This is a genomic window from Acidimicrobiales bacterium (assembly GCA_036273495.1).
GTDB lineage: Bacteria > Actinomycetota > Acidimicrobiia > Acidimicrobiales > JAJPHE01 > DASSEU01.
Window position 1 is genome coordinate 1 of sequence record DASUHN010000125.1, and the last position, 17,592, is coordinate 17,592.

The 17,592-nt window shown below is 69.9% G+C and carries 18 protein-coding genes; 12 read left to right on the forward strand and 6 right to left on the reverse strand.

The window, feature by feature from the left end; genetic code table 11:
• Positions 1-132: 132 nt before the first annotated feature.
• From VFW24_05315 to VFW24_05325, 3 genes are all read left to right on the forward strand, one after another.
• Positions 133-810, forward strand: a complete 678-nt coding sequence (locus tag VFW24_05315) for a helix-turn-helix domain-containing protein (protein HEX5266171.1) — start codon at positions 133-135, stop codon at positions 808-810.
• A gap of 164 nt (positions 811-974) precedes the next feature.
• A complete protein-coding gene (locus tag VFW24_05320; protein HEX5266172.1) occupies positions 975-1,598 on the forward strand; it encodes a hypothetical protein in 624 nt (207 codons plus the stop codon).
• Positions 1,588-1,947 carry a WhiB family transcriptional regulator gene (locus VFW24_05325; protein HEX5266173.1) on the forward strand — a complete coding sequence of 120 codons (360 nt, stop codon included), beginning with the start codon at positions 1,588-1,590 and terminating at the stop codon, positions 1,945-1,947. Before VFW24_05320 ends, VFW24_05325 begins: the two co-directional genes overlap by 11 nt.
• Positions 1,948-2,005: 58 nt before the next feature.
• Here VFW24_05325 and VFW24_05330 read toward each other — a convergent pair whose 3' ends face one another.
• Positions 2,006-3,988, reverse strand: coding sequence for a glycoside hydrolase family 15 protein (locus VFW24_05330; GenBank protein HEX5266174.1), 1,983 nt, complete (start codon positions 3,986-3,988; stop codon positions 2,006-2,008).
• A gap of 98 nt (positions 3,989-4,086) precedes the next feature.
• Between VFW24_05330 and VFW24_05335 the strand changes: the two genes are divergently transcribed.
• Positions 4,087-4,578, forward strand: a complete 492-nt coding sequence (locus VFW24_05335) for a hypothetical protein (protein HEX5266175.1) — start codon at positions 4,087-4,089, stop codon at positions 4,576-4,578.
• On the opposite strand, the gene VFW24_05340 is transcribed toward VFW24_05335, so the two are convergent.
• On the reverse strand, positions 4,524-5,030 hold the full coding sequence (locus VFW24_05340) for a hypothetical protein (GenBank protein HEX5266176.1): 507 nt from the start codon (positions 5,028-5,030) through the stop codon (positions 4,524-4,526). The two genes, VFW24_05335 and VFW24_05340, sit on opposite strands and share 55 nt — an antisense overlap.
• A 209-nt stretch (positions 5,031-5,239) precedes the next feature.
• Here VFW24_05340 and VFW24_05345 point away from each other — a divergent pair, with 209 nt between their 5' ends.
• Together VFW24_05345 and VFW24_05350 are read left to right on the forward strand one after the other, a co-directional pair.
• Positions 5,240-5,476 (forward strand): CBS domain-containing protein, encoded by a 237-nt coding sequence (locus VFW24_05345; protein HEX5266177.1) that lies wholly within the window; start codon positions 5,240-5,242, stop codon positions 5,474-5,476.
• Positions 5,477-5,481: 5 nt separating this feature from the next.
• Entirely contained in the window at positions 5,482-6,012 is a 531-nt protein-coding gene (locus tag VFW24_05350; GenBank protein ID HEX5266178.1) for a hypothetical protein, read from the forward strand.
• Between the two features lie 511 nt (positions 6,013-6,523).
• On the opposite strand, the gene VFW24_05355 is transcribed toward VFW24_05350, so the two are convergent.
• The 3 genes from VFW24_05355 to VFW24_05365 all read right to left on the reverse strand — a co-directional run bounded on the left by VFW24_05355 (position 6,524) and on the right by VFW24_05365 (position 9,216).
• Positions 6,524-6,721, reverse strand: a complete 198-nt coding sequence (locus VFW24_05355) for a hypothetical protein (protein HEX5266179.1) — start codon at positions 6,719-6,721, stop codon at positions 6,524-6,526.
• 94 nt (positions 6,722-6,815) lie between these two features.
• Complete coding sequence (gene ctaD, locus VFW24_05360; GenBank protein HEX5266180.1) at positions 6,816-8,519, reverse strand: cytochrome c oxidase subunit I; 1,704 nt, start codon at positions 8,517-8,519, stop codon at positions 6,816-6,818.
• Positions 8,520-8,604: 85 nt separating this feature from the next.
• Positions 8,605-9,216 (reverse strand): DUF2231 domain-containing protein, encoded by a 612-nt coding sequence (locus tag VFW24_05365; GenBank protein ID HEX5266181.1) that lies wholly within the window; start codon positions 9,214-9,216, stop codon positions 8,605-8,607.
• A 354-nt stretch (positions 9,217-9,570) separates the two neighbouring features.
• On the opposite strand from VFW24_05365, the gene VFW24_05370 reads away from it, so the two are divergent.
• A complete protein-coding gene (locus tag VFW24_05370; GenBank protein ID HEX5266182.1) occupies positions 9,571-12,399 on the forward strand; it encodes an aconitate hydratase in 2,829 nt (942 codons plus the stop codon).
• A 19-nt stretch (positions 12,400-12,418) separates the two neighbouring features.
• Here VFW24_05370 and VFW24_05375 read toward each other — a convergent pair whose 3' ends face one another.
• On the reverse strand, positions 12,419-12,895 hold the full coding sequence (locus VFW24_05375) for a hypothetical protein (protein HEX5266183.1): 477 nt from the start codon (positions 12,893-12,895) through the stop codon (positions 12,419-12,421).
• A 147-nt stretch (positions 12,896-13,042) separates the two neighbouring features.
• Here VFW24_05375 and sufB point away from each other — a divergent pair, with 147 nt between their 5' ends.
• Genes sufB through VFW24_05400 form a run of 5 tightly spaced genes read left to right on the forward strand, consistent with a single transcriptional unit; the run spans position 13,043 to position 17,411 of the window.
• A complete protein-coding gene (gene sufB / locus VFW24_05380) occupies positions 13,043-14,488 on the forward strand; it encodes a Fe-S cluster assembly protein SufB (GenBank protein ID HEX5266184.1) in 1,446 nt (481 codons plus the stop codon).
• The gene (sufC, locus tag VFW24_05385; protein ID HEX5266185.1) at positions 14,488-15,255 is read left to right on the forward strand and encodes a Fe-S cluster assembly ATPase SufC; all 768 of its coding nucleotides are present in this window, start codon (positions 14,488-14,490) and stop codon (positions 15,253-15,255) included. Before sufB ends, sufC begins: the two co-directional genes overlap by 1 nt.
• A gap of 14 nt (positions 15,256-15,269) precedes the next feature.
• Positions 15,270-16,592 (forward strand): Fe-S cluster assembly protein SufD, encoded by a 1,323-nt coding sequence (sufD, locus tag VFW24_05390; GenBank protein ID HEX5266186.1) that lies wholly within the window; start codon positions 15,270-15,272, stop codon positions 16,590-16,592.
• The gene (sufT, locus tag VFW24_05395; GenBank protein HEX5266187.1) at positions 16,589-17,134 is read left to right on the forward strand and encodes a putative Fe-S cluster assembly protein SufT; all 546 of its coding nucleotides are present in this window, start codon (positions 16,589-16,591) and stop codon (positions 17,132-17,134) included. Before sufD ends, sufT begins: the two co-directional genes overlap by 4 nt.
• A 43-nt stretch (positions 17,135-17,177) precedes the next feature.
• The gene (locus VFW24_05400) at positions 17,178-17,411 is read left to right on the forward strand and encodes a ferredoxin (GenBank protein HEX5266188.1); all 234 of its coding nucleotides are present in this window, start codon (positions 17,178-17,180) and stop codon (positions 17,409-17,411) included.
• The last annotated feature ends 181 nt before the right edge of the window (positions 17,412-17,592 follow it).

Consider the following 17,592-nt stretch of genomic DNA (forward strand, 5'->3'; position numbering starts at 1 on the left):
CATCCGATACCCGAAGGCGGCGTAACCATGTCCAGAAGACCGTCGGTAAGCCGTATGCGGGCGAACCGCACGTACGGATTGAAAGGGGGATGGGGAACCGGGCCAGCAACGGCACCGCGCCCCTGACTACCAATGGTTACGCCCAAGGTAGACGCTGAGCTGGTCCTGCAGGGCCGGGCCCTCGGCGACCCAACCCGTCACCACATCTTCCGCTACATCGCCGAAGCCGGGCGACCCGTGGGCGTGGCTGAGCTGACCGCAGACGTCAAGCTCAACCACAACGCCGTGCGCCAGCACTTGGCCGTGCTGCGCGAGGCGGCCCTGGTGGTGGAGGAGGTCGAGGAGCGCGACCGCCCGGGACGGCCCCGGCTGATGTACCGCATTGCCCCCGAGGTCGAAGGCAGCTGGGGAACCCGCGGCCCCCTCGACTTCCTGGCTCAGGCCCTGGCGGAGGCCATATCCACCAACGCCTCCCCCTACGACGTCGGTCGCCGCCTGGGCCGAGAGCGGGCTGCCGAGCTGGCCCCCGAACTGGAGGTGGCCGATCGCGCCGAGCTGTTGGAGGAGGAGATGGCTCGTCGCGGCTTTCGCCCGACGGCCAAGGACCGGCCGACCCGGCTCGAGCTCTCCCTGCACCACTGCCCGTTTGCCTCGGTGGCGGAGACGAATCCAGAGGTCGTCTGCGAGCTGCACCGAGGGGTCATGGACGGCCTTTGCGAGGGGTTGGGAGATCTGGAGGTGACCGAGTTCACCCCGCGGCGCAACAGGCGCCAGGTGTGCCGGGTCGCTGCCCAGGTCGGGACCGGCTAGCGGCCCTCGCCTTTCGGCCGTGCCCACCTACCAGGTGGAATCGACGGGGCCGACGTGTTCCTGCGGACGTATTCCTGGCGATCTCCTGACCCTCCCGGACGGCGTTAATCTCTAGTAGCCACTAGAAGTATTTGCAGGCTGGCGGTGAGGACAGGAGAGGCGCCATGAGCGTTCCGGAGTACGTGCCAACCGGGTTCGCGGACCGGGTGCGCCGGCTCGAGTCGGAGATGCCCCCCCTGCCGACCCGTCGGGGACCGAGGGAGCACCCCGGTGGCCCGTCGAGCGGGTCGTTCGGCCGCCTCCAGGGTCGGCCCGCACCGGACGCTGGTTACGCCTTGCACCTCGCCGCCCGCTTTGCCGGCCAGGTCGAGCTGGCTCCGGGGGAGGACCGCCGTGATGCGCTGATCGCGGGGGCCTTACTTGGCATAGCCCGAGCGTCGCGCTTCGGGCGGGCCCCGATCGCCACCGACGTCGGCGTCGGACTCGAACTGCTCGGCTATCTCGGCGGCGCCCCAGAGAACCTGATCCAGTGGCGGCGCCGGGCGCTCGAGGGCATCCATCGGGACGGCCCACGCCAGCTGCAGCTGCTCGGAGCGGATCGCGAGGTTCTCGGGATGGACCCTGGGCAGGCGAGGAGGGTCCTGGCCCACTGGCGCCGGCTGCTCCCGGCGGAGCTAGCCGGCCTACGTCCACGGGATTCGGAGGCGCTATCCCACCAGCAGCTGGCCGAGCTGCTCGCCGACCGGGCCGTCGATCCGGGGCCGGTGGGCGCGGGCCATGGGCGCTGACCGCCGGGCGGTCGGGTGGAGGGACCATCGGTGGCGACGGCGCGCGGCCTGTGCGGGGCTGGGGGCCGAGCACTTCGTGTTCGACGACGCCAGCGGCTCCCCGGCCCTCATGGAGGCGGTCGCCCGGGCCAAGGCGATCTGCGCCGACTGCCCGGTGCGCTCGGCATGTCTCGAGTTCGCGATCGCCACCCGCCAGGAAGGCATCTGGGGCGCGACGACGACCGTCGAGCGACGCGTGCTCAGGCGCAGGCGCCGCCGCCAGCAGGCCGAATCCGTCGCTCGGGCCGAGCTCGACGTCGGTGTCGACCAGGCACGCGGGAGCGCCACCCGGTCGGGCGCGGGCCCATAGGGGCGGACACGGGCCGATCGCCGTCGACTCCTGACGAACAGGCTCCCAACGACGTCACCTACGGGCGTTCCTTTCCGGCATCTGGACCAGCGGGGCGACCCTGGTGGGGACCGAGGAGTCCTACCGTGCCCTCACCGGGTGCCGCTCCGCCGACGAGGGCGCCCTCGGGGCGCTCGTGCTGACCAGGCGGCTCCTTGACGTGTCTGTCTTCTGCTGCGAGCGCCAGTGCGGCATGGATCAGGGCGATGTGGCTGAGGCCTTGGGGGAAATTGCCCAAGAAGGCCCCGGTTCCGGGGTCGATCTCCTCGGGCAGCAGACCGAGGTCGTTGGCCCGGCCCGCCGCCGCTCCGAAGAGCCGCTTCGCCTCCTGGTGCCCGCCGGCCCCGCCCAGCGCCTGGGCCAGCCAGAACGAGCAGGCGAGGAAGGCCCCCTCCCGGCCGGGCAGGCCGTCGTCGGTCGCGTAGCGACGCACCAGGTCCCCCTCGGCGAGCTCCGCCCTCACCCGCTCGATCGTGCGGGTGATCGTGGGGTCGTCGGGGGGGAGGAACCCGACGATGGGGACCAGCAGCAGCGAGGCGTCGAGGCTGCGGTCCCCGAAGGCCCGGGTCAGGTTCCCGTGGTCAGGATCAACGCCCTGGTCCAGCACCTCCGCCCTCACGGCGTCGGCCTCCCGGGCCCAGGCGGCGGCCGGCCCGGTCAGCCCGAATTCCTCCACCAGGTGCACGCCCCGGTCGAGGGCCACCCAGCACATCACCTTGGAGTGCACGAAGTGCTGGGGGGCGCCACGGACCTCCCAGATCCCCTGGTCGGGGTGATGCCAGTTGTCGGCCACGAAGCCGACCATGGCCCGTAGGGCCGACCACACCCCGGCGTCGAGGCCCCCTGCCCGACGGGCGTAGCCGAGGGCGGCATTGAGGAGGTGGCCCCAGTTGTCCAGCTGCAGCTGGTCGCTGGCGGCGTTGCCCACCCGGACCGGGCGGGAGGCCCGGTAGCCCCGTAGACGGCGGACCTCCCGCTCGCGAATCAGGGTCGTGCCGTAGAGGCCGTACATGGTGCGCACCCGGGGCAGGCTGAGGGTGGCGGCGTTGGTGGCCCAGAACAGGAACGCCCGGGCCTCGGCCAGATAGCCCAGGTCGTAGAGGGCGGACACCGACCACGACGCGTCCCGAATCCAGGCGTAGCGGTAGTCCCAGTTGCGCACCCCGCCGGCCACCTCGGGCAGCGAGGTGGTCGGTGCGGCCACCACCGCACCGGAGGGGGCATAGGTGAGCAGCTTCAAGGTGATCGCCGATCGCAGCACCGCCGCTGGTGCGCCGCCGGCCCGGGCGGCCCAGTTCTGCCAGTAGGCGAGCGTCTCGGCGAAGACCTCCTCGGCGAAGTCTCCCACCGGGGGCCAAACCCCCAGGTCCCGTCCGGAGAACGCCGCGGACACATGCGCCCGCTGGCCGGCCCTCAACGGGAGGCGGGCCTGCCCGCCCCCGGCGGTCGGCTCCCAGGGGGCTGTCGCCTCGCACAGCAGCGCCGCGCCGCCCGAGCGGGCGAGGAGGCGCCGTCCCCGCCGCTCGATCCGGGGCCGCCGCCGGCCGAACCCGGGGCCCGGCTCGACCACCGCGACCAGATCGACCCGGCCCTCCTCGCCGACCGCCCGGCGCACCAGGTACCGGAACGGCCACAGGCTCCGGCGCTTGGCGGGCGCGGAGCGGGCCGCAAAGAAGTCGTAGACGGTGGCCCGTCCGCTCGGGGTGGTGAAGGTGGTGGCCAGGATGGCGGTGCCCGGCAGGTAGCGGCGGGTGGCGCTGAAGGGGCCTTCCGGGGCAAGGCCGAAGTAGCCGCCGGCGGGGTCGAGTAGCCGGGAGAACACCGGGGCGGAGTCGAAGCGGGGCAGGCACAGCCAGTCGATCGAGCCGGCGTCGGACACCAGGGCGGCGGTGCCGCTGTCACCTATCAGCCCGTAGCGCTCCAGCGGTAGGTCCAGCGCCCGTCCCCCTGCGACTTCCACGATCCCGGGCCGGCCACCGCGGCCCCATCGCTGCGCCGTCACCGGCCGCCGACCCTACGCTGTGCCGGGTGGGAAAGCGCCGGCCGCACCGAGTGCCACCGATGATGAAGGCCCCCAGAGGACAGGAGCGGGCCGCGGGTGTGGACGGCCCCGGACTGCTCTCGGGTGCCCTGGTGGGCACCACGATCATGACCGGGCTCATGGAGGCGGCCCAGGCCCGCCGGTTCACCCGCATGAGCCTGCCGTTCCTGCTGGGCACCATGGTGAGTGAGCGCCGGGCCGCGGTCCGGGTCTGGGGGAGTCTGTTCCATCTGCTCAACGGCCTCGTCTTTGCTTCCGGGTACGCCGTGATCTTCGAACGGGCTCGCCGCTCGGGCTGGCGCCTCGGCGCCGGCATCGGCGCCGTGCACGGGCTGGTCGTGCTGGTGGCCCTCCTGCCCATCGTCTCGGAGGTCCATCCCCGTATGGCCGGGGAGGACGAGGGGCCCGACCCGACTCCCATGCTGGAGCCGCCGGGCTTCCTCGGCCTGCACTACGGCGTCCAGACACCGGCGGTGGCCATGGCCGGCCACGTCGTCTACGGGGCGATCGTCGGTTCGCTGTACCGCCCGGGGCGCCTGCCCCGGCGCTGACTCCCGCCGCCGGGCGACTGACAGGCATCGGCGAGACGGCCAAGCGTCTCGAGCTGGTGCCGGAGGTGGTCGGCGATCTCTTGAAGGTGCGGCCGGTGGGCGGGCCCGGGTTCCCCGCGCAGGCGGGCGTCGTTGGCCCAGGCGGCCAGCCGACCCAGTCGCTCGGCCATGAGCTGTCGGCCTTCCTCAGCGTCCAGCCAACCGTCGGGGACCCAGTTCCAGGGGGTGTCGAGGGCGAGCGAGCGCACGCGGCCGTCGGGCGGGACGCCGGTGCCGGCCAGGTGCAGGGCGACGACATCGGCATCGGCTCTCCACACCGCGGTGGCCTGGGCCAGCCACGCCGCCAGCTCCGGCGCCCCCGGGCCCCGCAGAACCCAGCGAACGTGGTCACCGACCACCGCCAGGCACAAGAGGTCGCGCAGCTGCTCCTGGAGCGGATCGGTCGGTGGCACCGATCGCAAGGGTAGGGGAGCGGCACCACCGCCACATCGGGGAGAAACCGCGCGTCAGACGCCGGGGAAAGCCCGGAGGCAGTCCGGCCCAGCCTTGGTCAGCGTGGCAGTTGGTGCAGTCGCCGGCCGGCCACCGTGAGAAGGGCCTCGCCCAGCGCCTCCCGAGGGAGGGGTGGGGCCCGGGGAGGGATTGGAGGACAATGGCGCCAGTGCAGGCCAAGGAGATCATGACCACCGCGGTGATCTCGACGCGGCCCGACGCCACCCTCGCCGCCGTGGCCGAGCTGCTGGTCCGCCACCGCATCAGCGGGGTACCCGTCCTGGATGAGGGCGAGGCGCTGGTCGGGCTGGTGAGCGAGCACGACCTGCTGGCCAAGGAGGGCCGTACCCCTGGGTTCTCCGGCTCGTTGTCGCCGCCTCTCTGTTCGTCCTGCCCTACGTCGTGACCTCCATGACGCCCCTCGTCGAGCACGGGACTCAGGTGCAGGCAGTGGTAGCGCGCTACCCCAACGAGGTCCAGAGCCTGTCAGCGATCGACCCTCGTACGCAGGCACTGCTTGTCGCCAACCGCTCGAAACCCGTGTCGGCAGTCGCCACCGCCCTGAACGAGCTCTCCACCAAGTTGGAGGTGAGCCCTTCGAGGGCGCTCGATCGGCTTGTCGCCGTCGGCAAGGTACCCGAGGCGAATCTCGCCACCTTGAAGGCCTACGGGCCCGAGGTTGCGCACGCGTCGGCCGTGTCGCCGGGCGAGTGGCGTAGATGGTGGTGGGTCTGTGTGGGGGCCGAGGTCGTGCTTGTGCCGTTCATCTTCCTCATGAAAGGGCGCTGGCGGCCCTCCATCGCCCGACGCGACGAGCAGGCCCACGACAGCGAGCTGCGTTGTGAGGACGCGGCGCCGCTGGGCGGCGCATCCGGATCGGGCCCCGGGTCGTCGGTGGGGAGGAACTGTGACGCTTACAGAGCCGGCCGCGCGATGTCTTGAGCTTCTCTGGCCGCCGCTATGAGCGCTCACTACGAGCAACGTCCAGTCCTCGGGGTCAACGCCTGGCTAGTCGACGACATGTACGAGCGGTACCGGGCCAAGCCCACTTCGGTGGGCGAGAGCTGGACGGAGTTCTTCGAGGGCTACCGGCCCGGCGGGGTCAACCTGGCACGCCCTGCGACCGCAGAGGTCACGACAACACTAGTTGACCCGGGGACGGACGGGGCAGAGCCCGCGCCGGCCGATCAGGCGGTCGCTGCCCATCCCGGCGCACCACTGCAGACGGCGCCGTCCGGCACGGCACAGCCTCACTCGGGGACACCACGGCAGGTGGGCGCGGCGTCGCCACCGACTGCGGCGCCGGACCGGCCGGTGGGCGGACCAGACCCGACGCCGCTTCGCGGTGCCGCCGGACGGGTCGTCGCCAGCATGACTGCGAGCCTGGGGGTTCCGACCGCCACGAGCTTCCGGGCCGTTCCGGCCAGGCTGCTCGAGGTCAATCGCCAGATCCTCAACAATCATGATCGACACCATCGTCGACGACGCCGCCGTGGCCGGGCAGTCCCTGGTCGTGATCGGCGTGGCTCACCGCGACCGGCTCAACGTCTTGATCAACATCGTCGGGAAGAGCTATCAGGAGCTGTTCGAGGAGTTCGAGGGCAACCTTGATCCGGACACCGTGCAGGGATCGGGGGATGTCAAGTACCACGAGGGCTGCAAGGGCAATTTCCTAGGGCGCTCGGGCCTGACGATCGAAGTGATGCTCGCGTCCAACCCGTCGCACCTCGAGGCGTACCCGGGTCCTACCGCTCTTGATCCACGGCGACGCGGCCTTCGCCGGCGAGCACAGCGACCGGTTCCTCCAGCTCGGTCAGGTCCGGGTGGTTGGCGTCCCACACAGGCCGCTCGGAGCGGATCGGCGGGATGGCGTGGAAGTTGTGGTGCGGTGGAGGGGAGCTGGTGGCCCACTCCAGGCTGCCGGCGTCCCAGGGATTGCTGCCGGCCGGGATGGGTTTGCGCCAGGAGATCCACACGTTCCACAGGAAGAACAGGAACGAGGCCCCGATGCACCAGGCGCCGAACGACGACAGACGGTTGAGGGTGGTCCAGCCGTCCGAGGGCTGGTAGATGGCGATCCGCCGGGGCATACCGTGGAGCCCCAGAAGGTACTGGGGCACCGTCTGGAACCAGAAGCCGACGAAGGCGAACGCGAAGTGGGTAATGGCCCAATTCTCCCGGAGCATCCGGCCCGTCATCTTCGGGTACCAGAAGTAGACGCCGGCGAACCCGCCGAAGATGGTCGTGCCGATCAGAACCTCGTGGAAGTGGGCCACGACGAAGTAGGTGTTGTTTGTGTAGAAGTCCAGCGGGGGGCTGGCCACGATCACGCCCGACAGACCCCCGGCCAGGAAGACCACCAGGAAGCCCACCGACCACACCATGGGGGACTTGAACTGGATGGCGCCCCGCCACATCGTGCCGATCCACGAGAAGAACTTGATCCCGGTGGGCACAGCTATGAGCAGGCTCATGGCCGAGAAGAACGGCAGCAGCACCACACCGGTGGCAAACATGTGGTGGGCCCACACTCCGGTGGACAGCCCGGCGATGGTCAGCGTGGCGAACACCATCCCCCTGTACCCGAAAATGGGCCGCCGAGAGAACGCCGGGATCACGTCGGAGACGATCCCGAAGTAGGGCAGAGCCAGGATGTACACCTCGGGGTGACCGAAGAACCAGAACAGGTGCTGCCACAGGATCGGCGCTCCTCCCCCGGCCACCTCGAAGATGTGGGTGTGGAAGTGCCGGTCGAAGTACAGCATCACCAGGGCGCTGGTCAGCACCGGGAAGGCGATCAGGATCAGGATGGCCGTCACCAACATGTTCCAGGTGAAGATCGGCAAGCGGAACAGCGTCATGCCCGGCGCCCGCAGGCAGAAGATGGTGACCACCAGGTTGAGACCGGAGAAGATGGCGGAGAACCCGGTGAGGAACAGCGACACGACCCAGAGGTCGGCGCCGGCGCCCGGGCTGTTGAGCGAGTCCGACAGCGGGGCGTAGGCCGTCCATCCGAAGCTGGCCGCTCCACCGGCCACCAGGAATCCCGACAGCATGATGATCCCGCCCGAGAGGAACAACCAGTAGGAAAGGGCGTTCAAGCGGGGGAACGCCATGTCCGGCGCCCCCACCTGTAGAGGCACGACGTAGTTGGCGAAGCCAGCGAAGGCGAAGGGGCCGCCGAAGAGCAGCAGCATCACTGTGCCGTGCATCGTGAAGAGCTGGTTGAAGGTCTCCTGGGTGGTGAAGCTGCTGTTGGGCCAGAACAGCTGCACCCGGATGAACATGGCCAGAAGCCCGCCGACCAGCAGGAAAGCCACGGTCGTGACCAGGTAGTTCTTCCCTATGACCTTGTGGTCGGTGCTCGTCAGCCAGTAGAGCAGCCCGCTGCGGTGCTCCTCGTGCGGCTCCTCGTGGGCGGTTGCCCGACGCTCGGCCAGGAGGGTCATGCCGGCGGGGGGGTCATGTCGACGGCCTTCATGCCACCAGGTTCAGGATTACGCAGTGTCAGCGACTCGCACCGAGTGGCGCCGCTCAGGGGGCCACCATCTTCACGGGACTGCTGCCGTCGGAGGAGGGTGCCGGGTGCCGGCCGGGCAGGACGTCGGTCTCTGAGGGGTGCCATACCGGGCTGTCCCCGGCGGTCTCGACATTGAACCCGTAGTCGAACACGAGGGTGCCGCCGTAGGTGGACCCCGTGGCCACGGCCAGCGCAACAGCCAGGCTCAGGCCGAGGATGGCGGAGGGCGGGTTGGCCCCGTCGTGGTAGCGCAGCCAGCGCAGGCCGATGTCCGCCAGCGCCAGCACGGTGACGCTGAGCATGATCGTGGCGTGGCTGTTGACCGTCCTGCGGGCCTGGTTGCCCGGCTCGGTGGAACGCAGCCAGTCCCAGAAGCCGGTGAGGGCGGCGCCGAGGGAAACGAGGGCGCCGCCGATGAAGCAGAAGGTGGCCGCCTGGTAGAACTCGCGTGACCAGGCCGTGCCGGCCCCGGCGAACGAGATCAGGTCGAATACGGCCCCCAGGACATAGCCCCCGACCGGGATGTCGGTCAGCGGCGGGTGGAAAGGCTTGCCGGCGAAGCCACGGAGGCCCCGGAACTTCCGGCCCCGCATGGTCAACGTCGGTCTGAACGAGAAGTGCCTCATGTTTTCCTCCCTGTAGGCGCCGCCCGCCGGACACAGCCTGGGGAGGAACGACCGTGTGGTGTCCGGCAGGGCGCCACACCCACCCTGGGAAACGTACGGGGGCTGCGAACACGCCTGCATCGGCAGAAGACCCCGCCTCGAGTCTTGCGGGATACCCGAAGGGCCCCCTCACGGATGGACACCTGCTCGGACCCGGTTGCCGGGGGCCGCCATGCCACGGCCACCGTGCGGGTTTTCCGCAGCCGCATGGAGGGCGAGCACGCCGAGGCAATCCCGGCAGGCTCGGCATACGGTTGCCACGGCGTGGGTCCGGCCGAAAGTCGGCGGCCCGATCCCAGGTTAGGAGGAGGCGTGTTGGACAGCTTCGGTTCGCGCTCGAAGATTGACGTCGGTGCCCAGACCTATGACATCCGCCGCCTCGCCGCCCTGGGAGAGACGTCCCACCTGACCCGCCTGCCGTACTCGATCAAAGTCCTTCTGGAGAATCTGGCCCGCCACGAGGACGGTAGGTCGGTGACCGCCGAGGACGTGGCCGCCCTCGGCGCTTGGCGCCCGGAGGCGGCCGGATCGCGGGAGCTTGCCTTCAGCCCTGAACGAGTCCTGATGCAGGACTTCACGGGGGTTCCGGCCGTGGTCGACCTGGCCGCCATGCGCGACGCCATGGCTCGCCTCGGCGCCGACCCCGGCCTGGTCAATCCCCGGGTGCCGGTCGAGCTGATCATCGACCACTCGGTCATCGCCGAGCGCTCGGGCAGCGTGGACGCCTTCTCCTACAACAAGACCCTCGAGGCCGACCGCAACGCCGAACGCTACCGCCTCCTGCGCTGGGCCCAGGTGGCCTTCGACAACTTCCGAGTGGTACCCCCCGACACCGGGATCTGCCACCAGGTCAACCTCGAGTATCTGGCCCGGGTGGTGATGACCGACGGCGACGGCGTCGCCTTCCCCGACACCCTGGTGGGCACCGACTCCCACACCCCGATGGTGAACGGTCTCGGCGTGCTGGGCTGGGGGGTGGGGGGCATCGAGGCCGAGGCGGCCATGCTGGGCCAGCCGGTCTCCATGCTGGTCCCCGCCGTGGTTGGCATGCGCCTTCACGGGGAGCTCCCGGCCGGGTCCACCGCCACCGACCTGGTCCTCACCATCGCCGAGCTCCTGCGCCGCCACGGGGTGGTGGGCAAGTTCGTCGAGTTCTACGGCCCCGGGGTAGCCGCCGTCGGCGTGGAGAACCGGGCCACCATCGGCAATATGTCACCCGAGTACGGGGCCACCTGCGCCATCTTCCCAGTCGACGAGGCCACCCTGGCCTACCTGCGCTTCACCGGCCGGCGGCCCGAGCAGGTGGGGCTCGTGGAGGCCTATACCAAGGAGCAGGGCTTGTTCCATGAGCCGGCCGCCGAGGCGCCGCTCTACTCGGAGACCCTCGAGCTCGACCTGGGCAACGTCGAGCCGAGCATCGCCGGCCCGGCCCGGCCTCAGGACCGCATCCCTCTCACCATCGCCCCGACGGCCTTCCGGTTCTCCCTGGCCGGCCTCCGCGGCGCCGGGGTGGCCACCCCACCCCCGGCGCAGGACGGCACCACGGACGAGGCCTCGGCGGAGTCGTTCCCCGCCAGCGATCCGCCAGCGGCCATGGCCGGCGTTACCGGCACGGGCTCATGGCCCTCCGACCGCCCGCCGGCCGTCCCCGCAGCCAGCTCGGATGCCGTCCCGGCCCACCCTTCCCGGCCCACCCCGGCCCGGCTCGCCGACGGGACGACCGGGGAGGTGGACCACGGCGCAGTGGTGGTCGCCGCGATCACCTCCTGCACCAACACCTCCAACCCCCAGGTGATGGTGGCGGCGGGGCTGTTGGCCCGCAACGCCGCCGCCGCCGGGCTGCGGCCCAAGCCCTGGGTCAAGACCTCGCTGGCGCCCGGGTCGCGAGTGGTCACCGACTACCTCGACCGGGCCGGGCTCACTCCCGCCCTGGAGGCCCTTGGGTTCCACCTGGTGGGCTACGGCTGCACCACCTGCATCGGCAACTCCGGTCCGCTCCTGGCCGGGGTGTCCGACGCCGTGCGCGACGCCGACCTGGCGGTGTGCTCGGTGCTGTCCGGCAACCGGAACTTCGAGGGCCGCATCCACCCCGAGGTGCGGATGAACTACCTGGCCTCACCACCCCTCGTCGTGGCCTACGCGCTGGCCGGCTCGTTGGACGTCAACTTGGCTATCGACCCCCTGGGCACCGGATCGGACGGGCGTCCCATCCACCTCGTCGACATCTGGCCCACGCCCGCCGAGGTCGACGCCGTGATCACCGCGTCGCTGTCGGAGGACATGTTCCGCTCCGCCTACTCCGAGGTCTTCTCCGGGGATGAGGCCTGGCGTGCCCTGGAGGTCCCTTCCGGGCACAGCTTCTCCTGGCCCGAGGACTCGACCTATGTGCGCCGGCCCCCGTTCTTCGAGACCATCGGCCGGGAGCCCGCGCCTGTCACCGACATCGAAGGAGCCCGGGTGCTGGCCCTGCTCGGAGACAGCGTCACTACCGACCACATCTCGCCCGCCGGCTCGATTCGCCCCGACAGTCCCGCCGGTACCTACCTGGTCGGACTCGGTGTGGCCGCCGGCGACTTCAACTCCTACGGGGCCCGCCGGGGCAACCACGAGGTGATGATCCGGGGCACCTTCGCCAACGTCCGGCTACGCAACCGCCTGGCTCCTGATACCGAGGGCGGCTTCACCATCCATGTCCCCGACGGACAGCCCTGCTCCATCTACGACGCCTCGGTCCGCTACGCCACCGAGGGAGTGCCGCTGGTGGTGGTGGCCGGGCGGGAGTACGGGTCGGGCTCGTCGCGGGACTGGGCCGCCAAGGGCACCCTGCTGCTCGGGGTCCGGGCCGTGCTGGCCCAGAGCTTCGAGCGGATCCACCGCTCCAACCTGGTGGGCATGGGCGTGCTCCCCCTCGAGTTCGAGCCCGGCGCCTCGGCCGAGAGCCTCGGGCTCAGCGGCCGGGAGGCCTACACCATCTCGGGTCTGGACCCGCTGGGCCGGGCCGTGGTCCCGGAGGCGGTGACCGTGTCGGCCGACGGCCGGGAGTTCCCCGCCCGGGTCCGCATCGATACTCCCATGGAGGCCGAGTACTACCGCCACGGCGGCATTCTTGCCTACGTGCTGCGCGACCTGGCCGGAGCCGACTGACCGGCTCGGGGAATGAGCGTCAGTGGGAGACGACCTGTGCGGCCAGCACCACGATCGCCAATGTGCTCGCCCCCATGAGACCGCGCAGGGCGCCGGCGATCCGGCGGCCCTTCTCGACGGCCCGGGCGGCTTGGCTGTCGCCGGGATCGCCGACCGAGCGCCGGCGCAGTCGGGTCATGGCCCGCGCTTGAGCCATCCCCGCCATGGTGGCCACGACGAGGATCCCGGCCAATCCGACTGCAGCATCGATGGTGCCGGACCACGCTGAAGGCGGCCAGACCAGCCAGAGACCGGCACCGATCGCCACCAGGAGAGATCCCGTGCCAATGCCGGCGTAGCGGCGTCCGATGGCGCGGAACAGGCTGACCTGGCTGGGGGGATCGAGCACCCCGCGGGCGGCGTTGGTGACCAGTGCCAGGCACACCATGCTGCCCACCCAGATGCACGCGGCCAGCAGCTCGACGGTCACCAGCGCAGTTTGCGTCGCTCCGGTCATCCCTGCCTCCTCAGAAACATTTCGTGTTTCGAGTGTATCTCTAGTCGCAACTAGATATACACTTGACCCGGGAAATGTTCCGCAGGTGCGAGAGGAGCCCATGGTGAGCATCGCTCGAGGCCACTGGACCATCCACATGGGCATCCAGTGAGTACCTCGTCCACGGACCTGGAGCATCTGGCCGCGCAGGAATACGCCTACGGGTTCAGCACCGACCTGGACACCGACCTGGCCCCGAAGGGGCTCAGCGAGGACGTCATCCGGCTGATCTCAGTCAAGAAGGACGAGCCCGACTGGCTGTTGGACTGGCGGCTGCGTGCCTACCGAGCGTGGCGGACGATGAGCGAGCCAGCGTGGCAGAACGTGCGCTACGGGCCTATCGACTACGACGACATCATCTACTACGCGGCGCCCAGGCCCAAGGCAGCGCTGTCGAGCCTGGACGAGGTGGACCCGGAGATCCGGGCCATGTTCGACAAGCTCGGCATCTCCCTGGCCGAGCAGGAGCGCCTCTCGGGGGTGGCTATCGACGCCGTGGTCGACTCGGTCTCGGTGGCCACGACCTTCCAGGAGAAGCTGGCCGAGGCGGGGGTGATCTTCTGCTCGTTTTCCGAGGCGGTGCGCCGCCACCCGGACCTGGTTCGGGCGTACCTGGGTTCGGTGGTGCCCTATCGGGACAACTTCTTCGCGACGTTGAACTCGGCAGTGTTCTCTGACGGCTCGTTCTGTCTCGTACCAGCAGGGGTGCGCTGCCCGATGGAGCTGTCCACCTACTTCCGGATCAACTCGGCGGGGACTGGCCAGTTCGAGCGGACCCTGATCGTGGCCGAGGACGGGGCGCAGGTTAGCTACCTGGAAGGGTGCACGGCGCCGATGCGCGACGAGAACCAGCTTCACGCTGCGGTGGTGGAGCTGGTCGCCCTGGAGGGGGCGCAGATCAAGTACTCGACGGTGCAGAACTGGTACCCAGGCGATGCCGAGGGCCGGGGCGGGATCTACAACTTCGTGACCAAACGGGGGCGTTGCGCGGGGGCGCGTTCGAAGATCTCCTGGACCCAGGTGGAGACCGGATCGGCCATCACCTGGAAGTACCCGGGCGTCGTCCTGCAGGGGGACGGATCGGTGGGGGAGTTCTACTCGGTGGCCCTGTCCGCCAACCACCAGCAGGCCGATACCGGCACCAAGATGATCCACATCGGCCGAGACACAACCAGCACGATCGTGTCAAAGGCGATCTCCACCGGGCACGGCCAGAACACCTACCGGGGACTGGTGAAGATGCTGCGCTCCGCCGAGGGTGCCCGGAACCACACCCGCTGCGACTCGCTGCTGATCGGGCCACATTGCGGCGCCCACACCTTTCCCTACGTCGAGGTGAAGCACCCGTCGGTGCTGGTGGAGCACGAGGCATCCACCTCCAAGGTAAGCGAGGACCAGCTCTTTTACTGCCGCCAGCGGGGGATCGGTGAGGAGGAGGCGACGTCGATGATCGTCAACGGTTTCTGCCGGGAGGTGTTGAAGGAGCTGCCGATGGAGTTTGCCGTCGAGGCGCAGCGCCTGTTGTCGGTGAGCCTGGAAGGAGCGGTCGGCTGATGCTTGTGATCGAGGACCTGCATGCGGCGGTCGGAGACGACGAGATCCTGCACGGACTGTCGCTCAGCCTCCCGGCGGGAGAGGTACATGCGGTGATGGGGCCGAACGGCTCGGGCAAGAGCACCCTGGCCCATGTGCTGGCCGGGCGGGAGCCCTACCGGGTGACGGGCGGCCGGGTGCTCTACGACGGGGCCGACCTCCTGGCCATGTCCCCCGAGGATCGGGCCCGGGTCGGGGTGTTCCTGGCGTTCCAGCACCCGGTGGCCATCCCCGGGGTTCCCAACATGTACTTCCTCCGGACCGCGTTCAACGCCGTCCGGCGGGCCCGGGGCCTCGAGCAGCTCGGCCCGGGGGAGTTCCTGTCCGTGGCCCGGGAGAAGATGCGCCTGGTGGCGATGGACCCGGCCCTGATGAACCGATCGGTCAACGAGGGCTTCTCCGGGGGGGAGAGGAAGCGCAACGAGGTCCTGCAGATGGCCGTTCTCGAGCCTCGCCTGGCCATCCTGGACGAGACCGACTCCGGGCTGGACATAGACGCCCTGAGGATCGTGGCGGCCGGTGTCAATGCCCTGCGGGGACCGGACCGGGCGGTGCTGATGATCACCCACCACCAGCGTCTGCTCGACTACGTCACACCCGATCGGGTGCACGTTATGGCCGGCGGCCAGGTGGTCCGCTCGGGGGGGCCGGACCTGGCGGTCGAGCTCGAGGCCGAGGGCTATGCCGGCCTGGTCGGCCGAGACCAGCCGGCCGACGTGGCACAGTGAGCAGCGCCTCAACGGTGGAACACCGTCTGGCCCTGGCGGACCTGGCGTCCCTGCCATCCCCGGGACCTCAAGGCGAGCCTGCTTGGCTCAGTGAACGCCGCCAGCGCGCCGCAGAGTGGCTGGCCGACCACGGGTTTCCCACCAAGAAGGACGAGGACTGGCGGTATGTCGATCTGCGTCCGCTCCTGGCCATGGGCTTCGCACTCCCACGGATCTTGGGCGACGTGAGGTTCGACGACATGAGCCTCGACGGGCTGGCTGGGCTGCCGGGCCTGGGCGGCCCCCGGCTGGTCTTGCTGAACGGCCGGTTCGCTCCCGGGCTGTCCCGGCTAACCGATCCTCCGGACGGGGTACGGGTGACGCCGCTGGCGGATGCGATCCGAGTCGACGACCGAGCCGTGCGCGACGTGTGGCGGCAACCGGCGGAGGGGTGGCGCCACGGCTTTGAGGCGCTGAACGTCGCGCTTGCCGTCGACGGAGCCTTTGTACAGGTGGCCGAGGCGGCGGCACCGGACGTCCCGATCGAGATTGTTCATGTGGCGCTCGGCGATCAGACGCCGCCGGTGAGCAACCCGCGCACCCTCGTGCGGGTCGGAGCAGGCGGCTCGGCCTCGATCGTCGAGACCTATCTCGGCGCGGGCGACGGGCCGTCGCTCACCAATGCGCACACCGAGATCGTCCTCGATGAGGGCGCAGCTCTCGATCATTGCCGCTTCCAGGTCGAGACCGCCGAGGCGTACCATCTCTCGAGCGTGCATGCGTGTCCGGGACGGGACGCCAGGTTCGCCTCGCATCTCGTGGCTAACGGGGCGCACCTCGGACGCCACGAGCTGCTGGTCGTGTTGACGGCCGAGGGCGCCACCGCGGATCTGGACGGCGTCTACCTCCCCCGGGGCGTGCAGTGCCATGACAACCCGGTCCGCGTCGAGCATGTCGCGCCAGCCTGCACGAGCCACCAGCTGTACAAGGCGATCGTCGATGGCGCCGGCCACGGCATCTTCAACGGTCACGTGATCGTCCATCCGGGGGCCGCCGGCACCGACGCCCAGCAGGTCAACAAGAGTCTGCTCCTCTCGGAGCAGGCCGAGGTCGACACCCGCCCCCGGCTCGAGATCTTCGCCGACGACGTCGCCTGTACCCACGGCGCGGCTGTCGGCCAACTCGACCTCGACGCCCTGTTCTACCTGCGCTCGCGGGGGATATCCGAACCGGACGCCCGCCGGATCGTGATCGCCGGCTTTGCCCAGGAGGTCCTGGGCCGGATCCCGGCCGGGGCCCTTCGCGGCCGCGCCGAGGCCCTCATCACCGCTCACCTGGAAGATGGAGACCATCGATGAGCGCTGCTGGCGTGATCGAGCTACTGCGGGACTGCCAGGTGACCCTCATACCGAGCGGCCGGGCGGCGATCCTGCGCACCGGAGCGCCCGTGACGATCGTCCAGCAGCTCGGGACGAGCTTCACCGTGAGAACAGAGCGCGGATCTCTGGTCCGCATCGCGGGCGCCGACTCCGATGCCTTGGGCCTCGACTCCCCGTCACCCGAAGCTCCGCGGGACGCCGACGTACCGTTCGGCGTCGACCAGGTGCTCGAAGTGCTGCGTACGGTCTTCGACCCCGAGATCCCGGTCAACGTCGTCGACCTGGGCCTGGTCTACCGCTGTGAGACCGTCCCGCTTGGTAGCGGGCGCCACCGGGTCGAGATCGACATGTCGATGACGGCGCCAGGGTGCGGAATGGGTGACCTGCTCCGAGAGGAGGCCCGTGCCAAGGTGCTCGCCCTTCGGGGCGTTGCCGACGTGAGCGTCGAGCTGGTGTGGGACCCGCCGTGGGATACGAGCCGCCTGTCCGAGGCCGCCCGATTGGAGCTCGGCATGTGGTGACCGCCCGGAGCGACAGAGACCGCGAGACGAGGACGGTGAAGCCGTGAAGGTGTGGATCGATCAGGACCTCTGTACCGGTGACGGTCTGTGCGAGGAGATATGCCCACAGGTCTTCGCCCTGAGCGACGATGGGCTGGCCTACGTCAAGGACGATGGTCGGGTGCTTGACAACCCCGGTGGCGCCGAAGGGCTGGCGCTGGTCCCGACCGACCTTGAAGACGCCGTTCGGGAGGCAGCCGAGGAATGCCCCGGAGAATGCATCTTCATCGAGGAATGACAGCTCCCCACGATTGATCCCTGCCCTCAGTCGTACTTCTCGGAGCAAATCGTCTCAGGGTCCATCCCGAGGGACGTCAGATCCGCGGCGACACCTTCCACCATGGCCGGAGGCCCGCACAGGTAGGCGCTCGCCGGCATGTCGGCGCCGAGCACGTCCGCCAAGATCGACGCGTCGATCC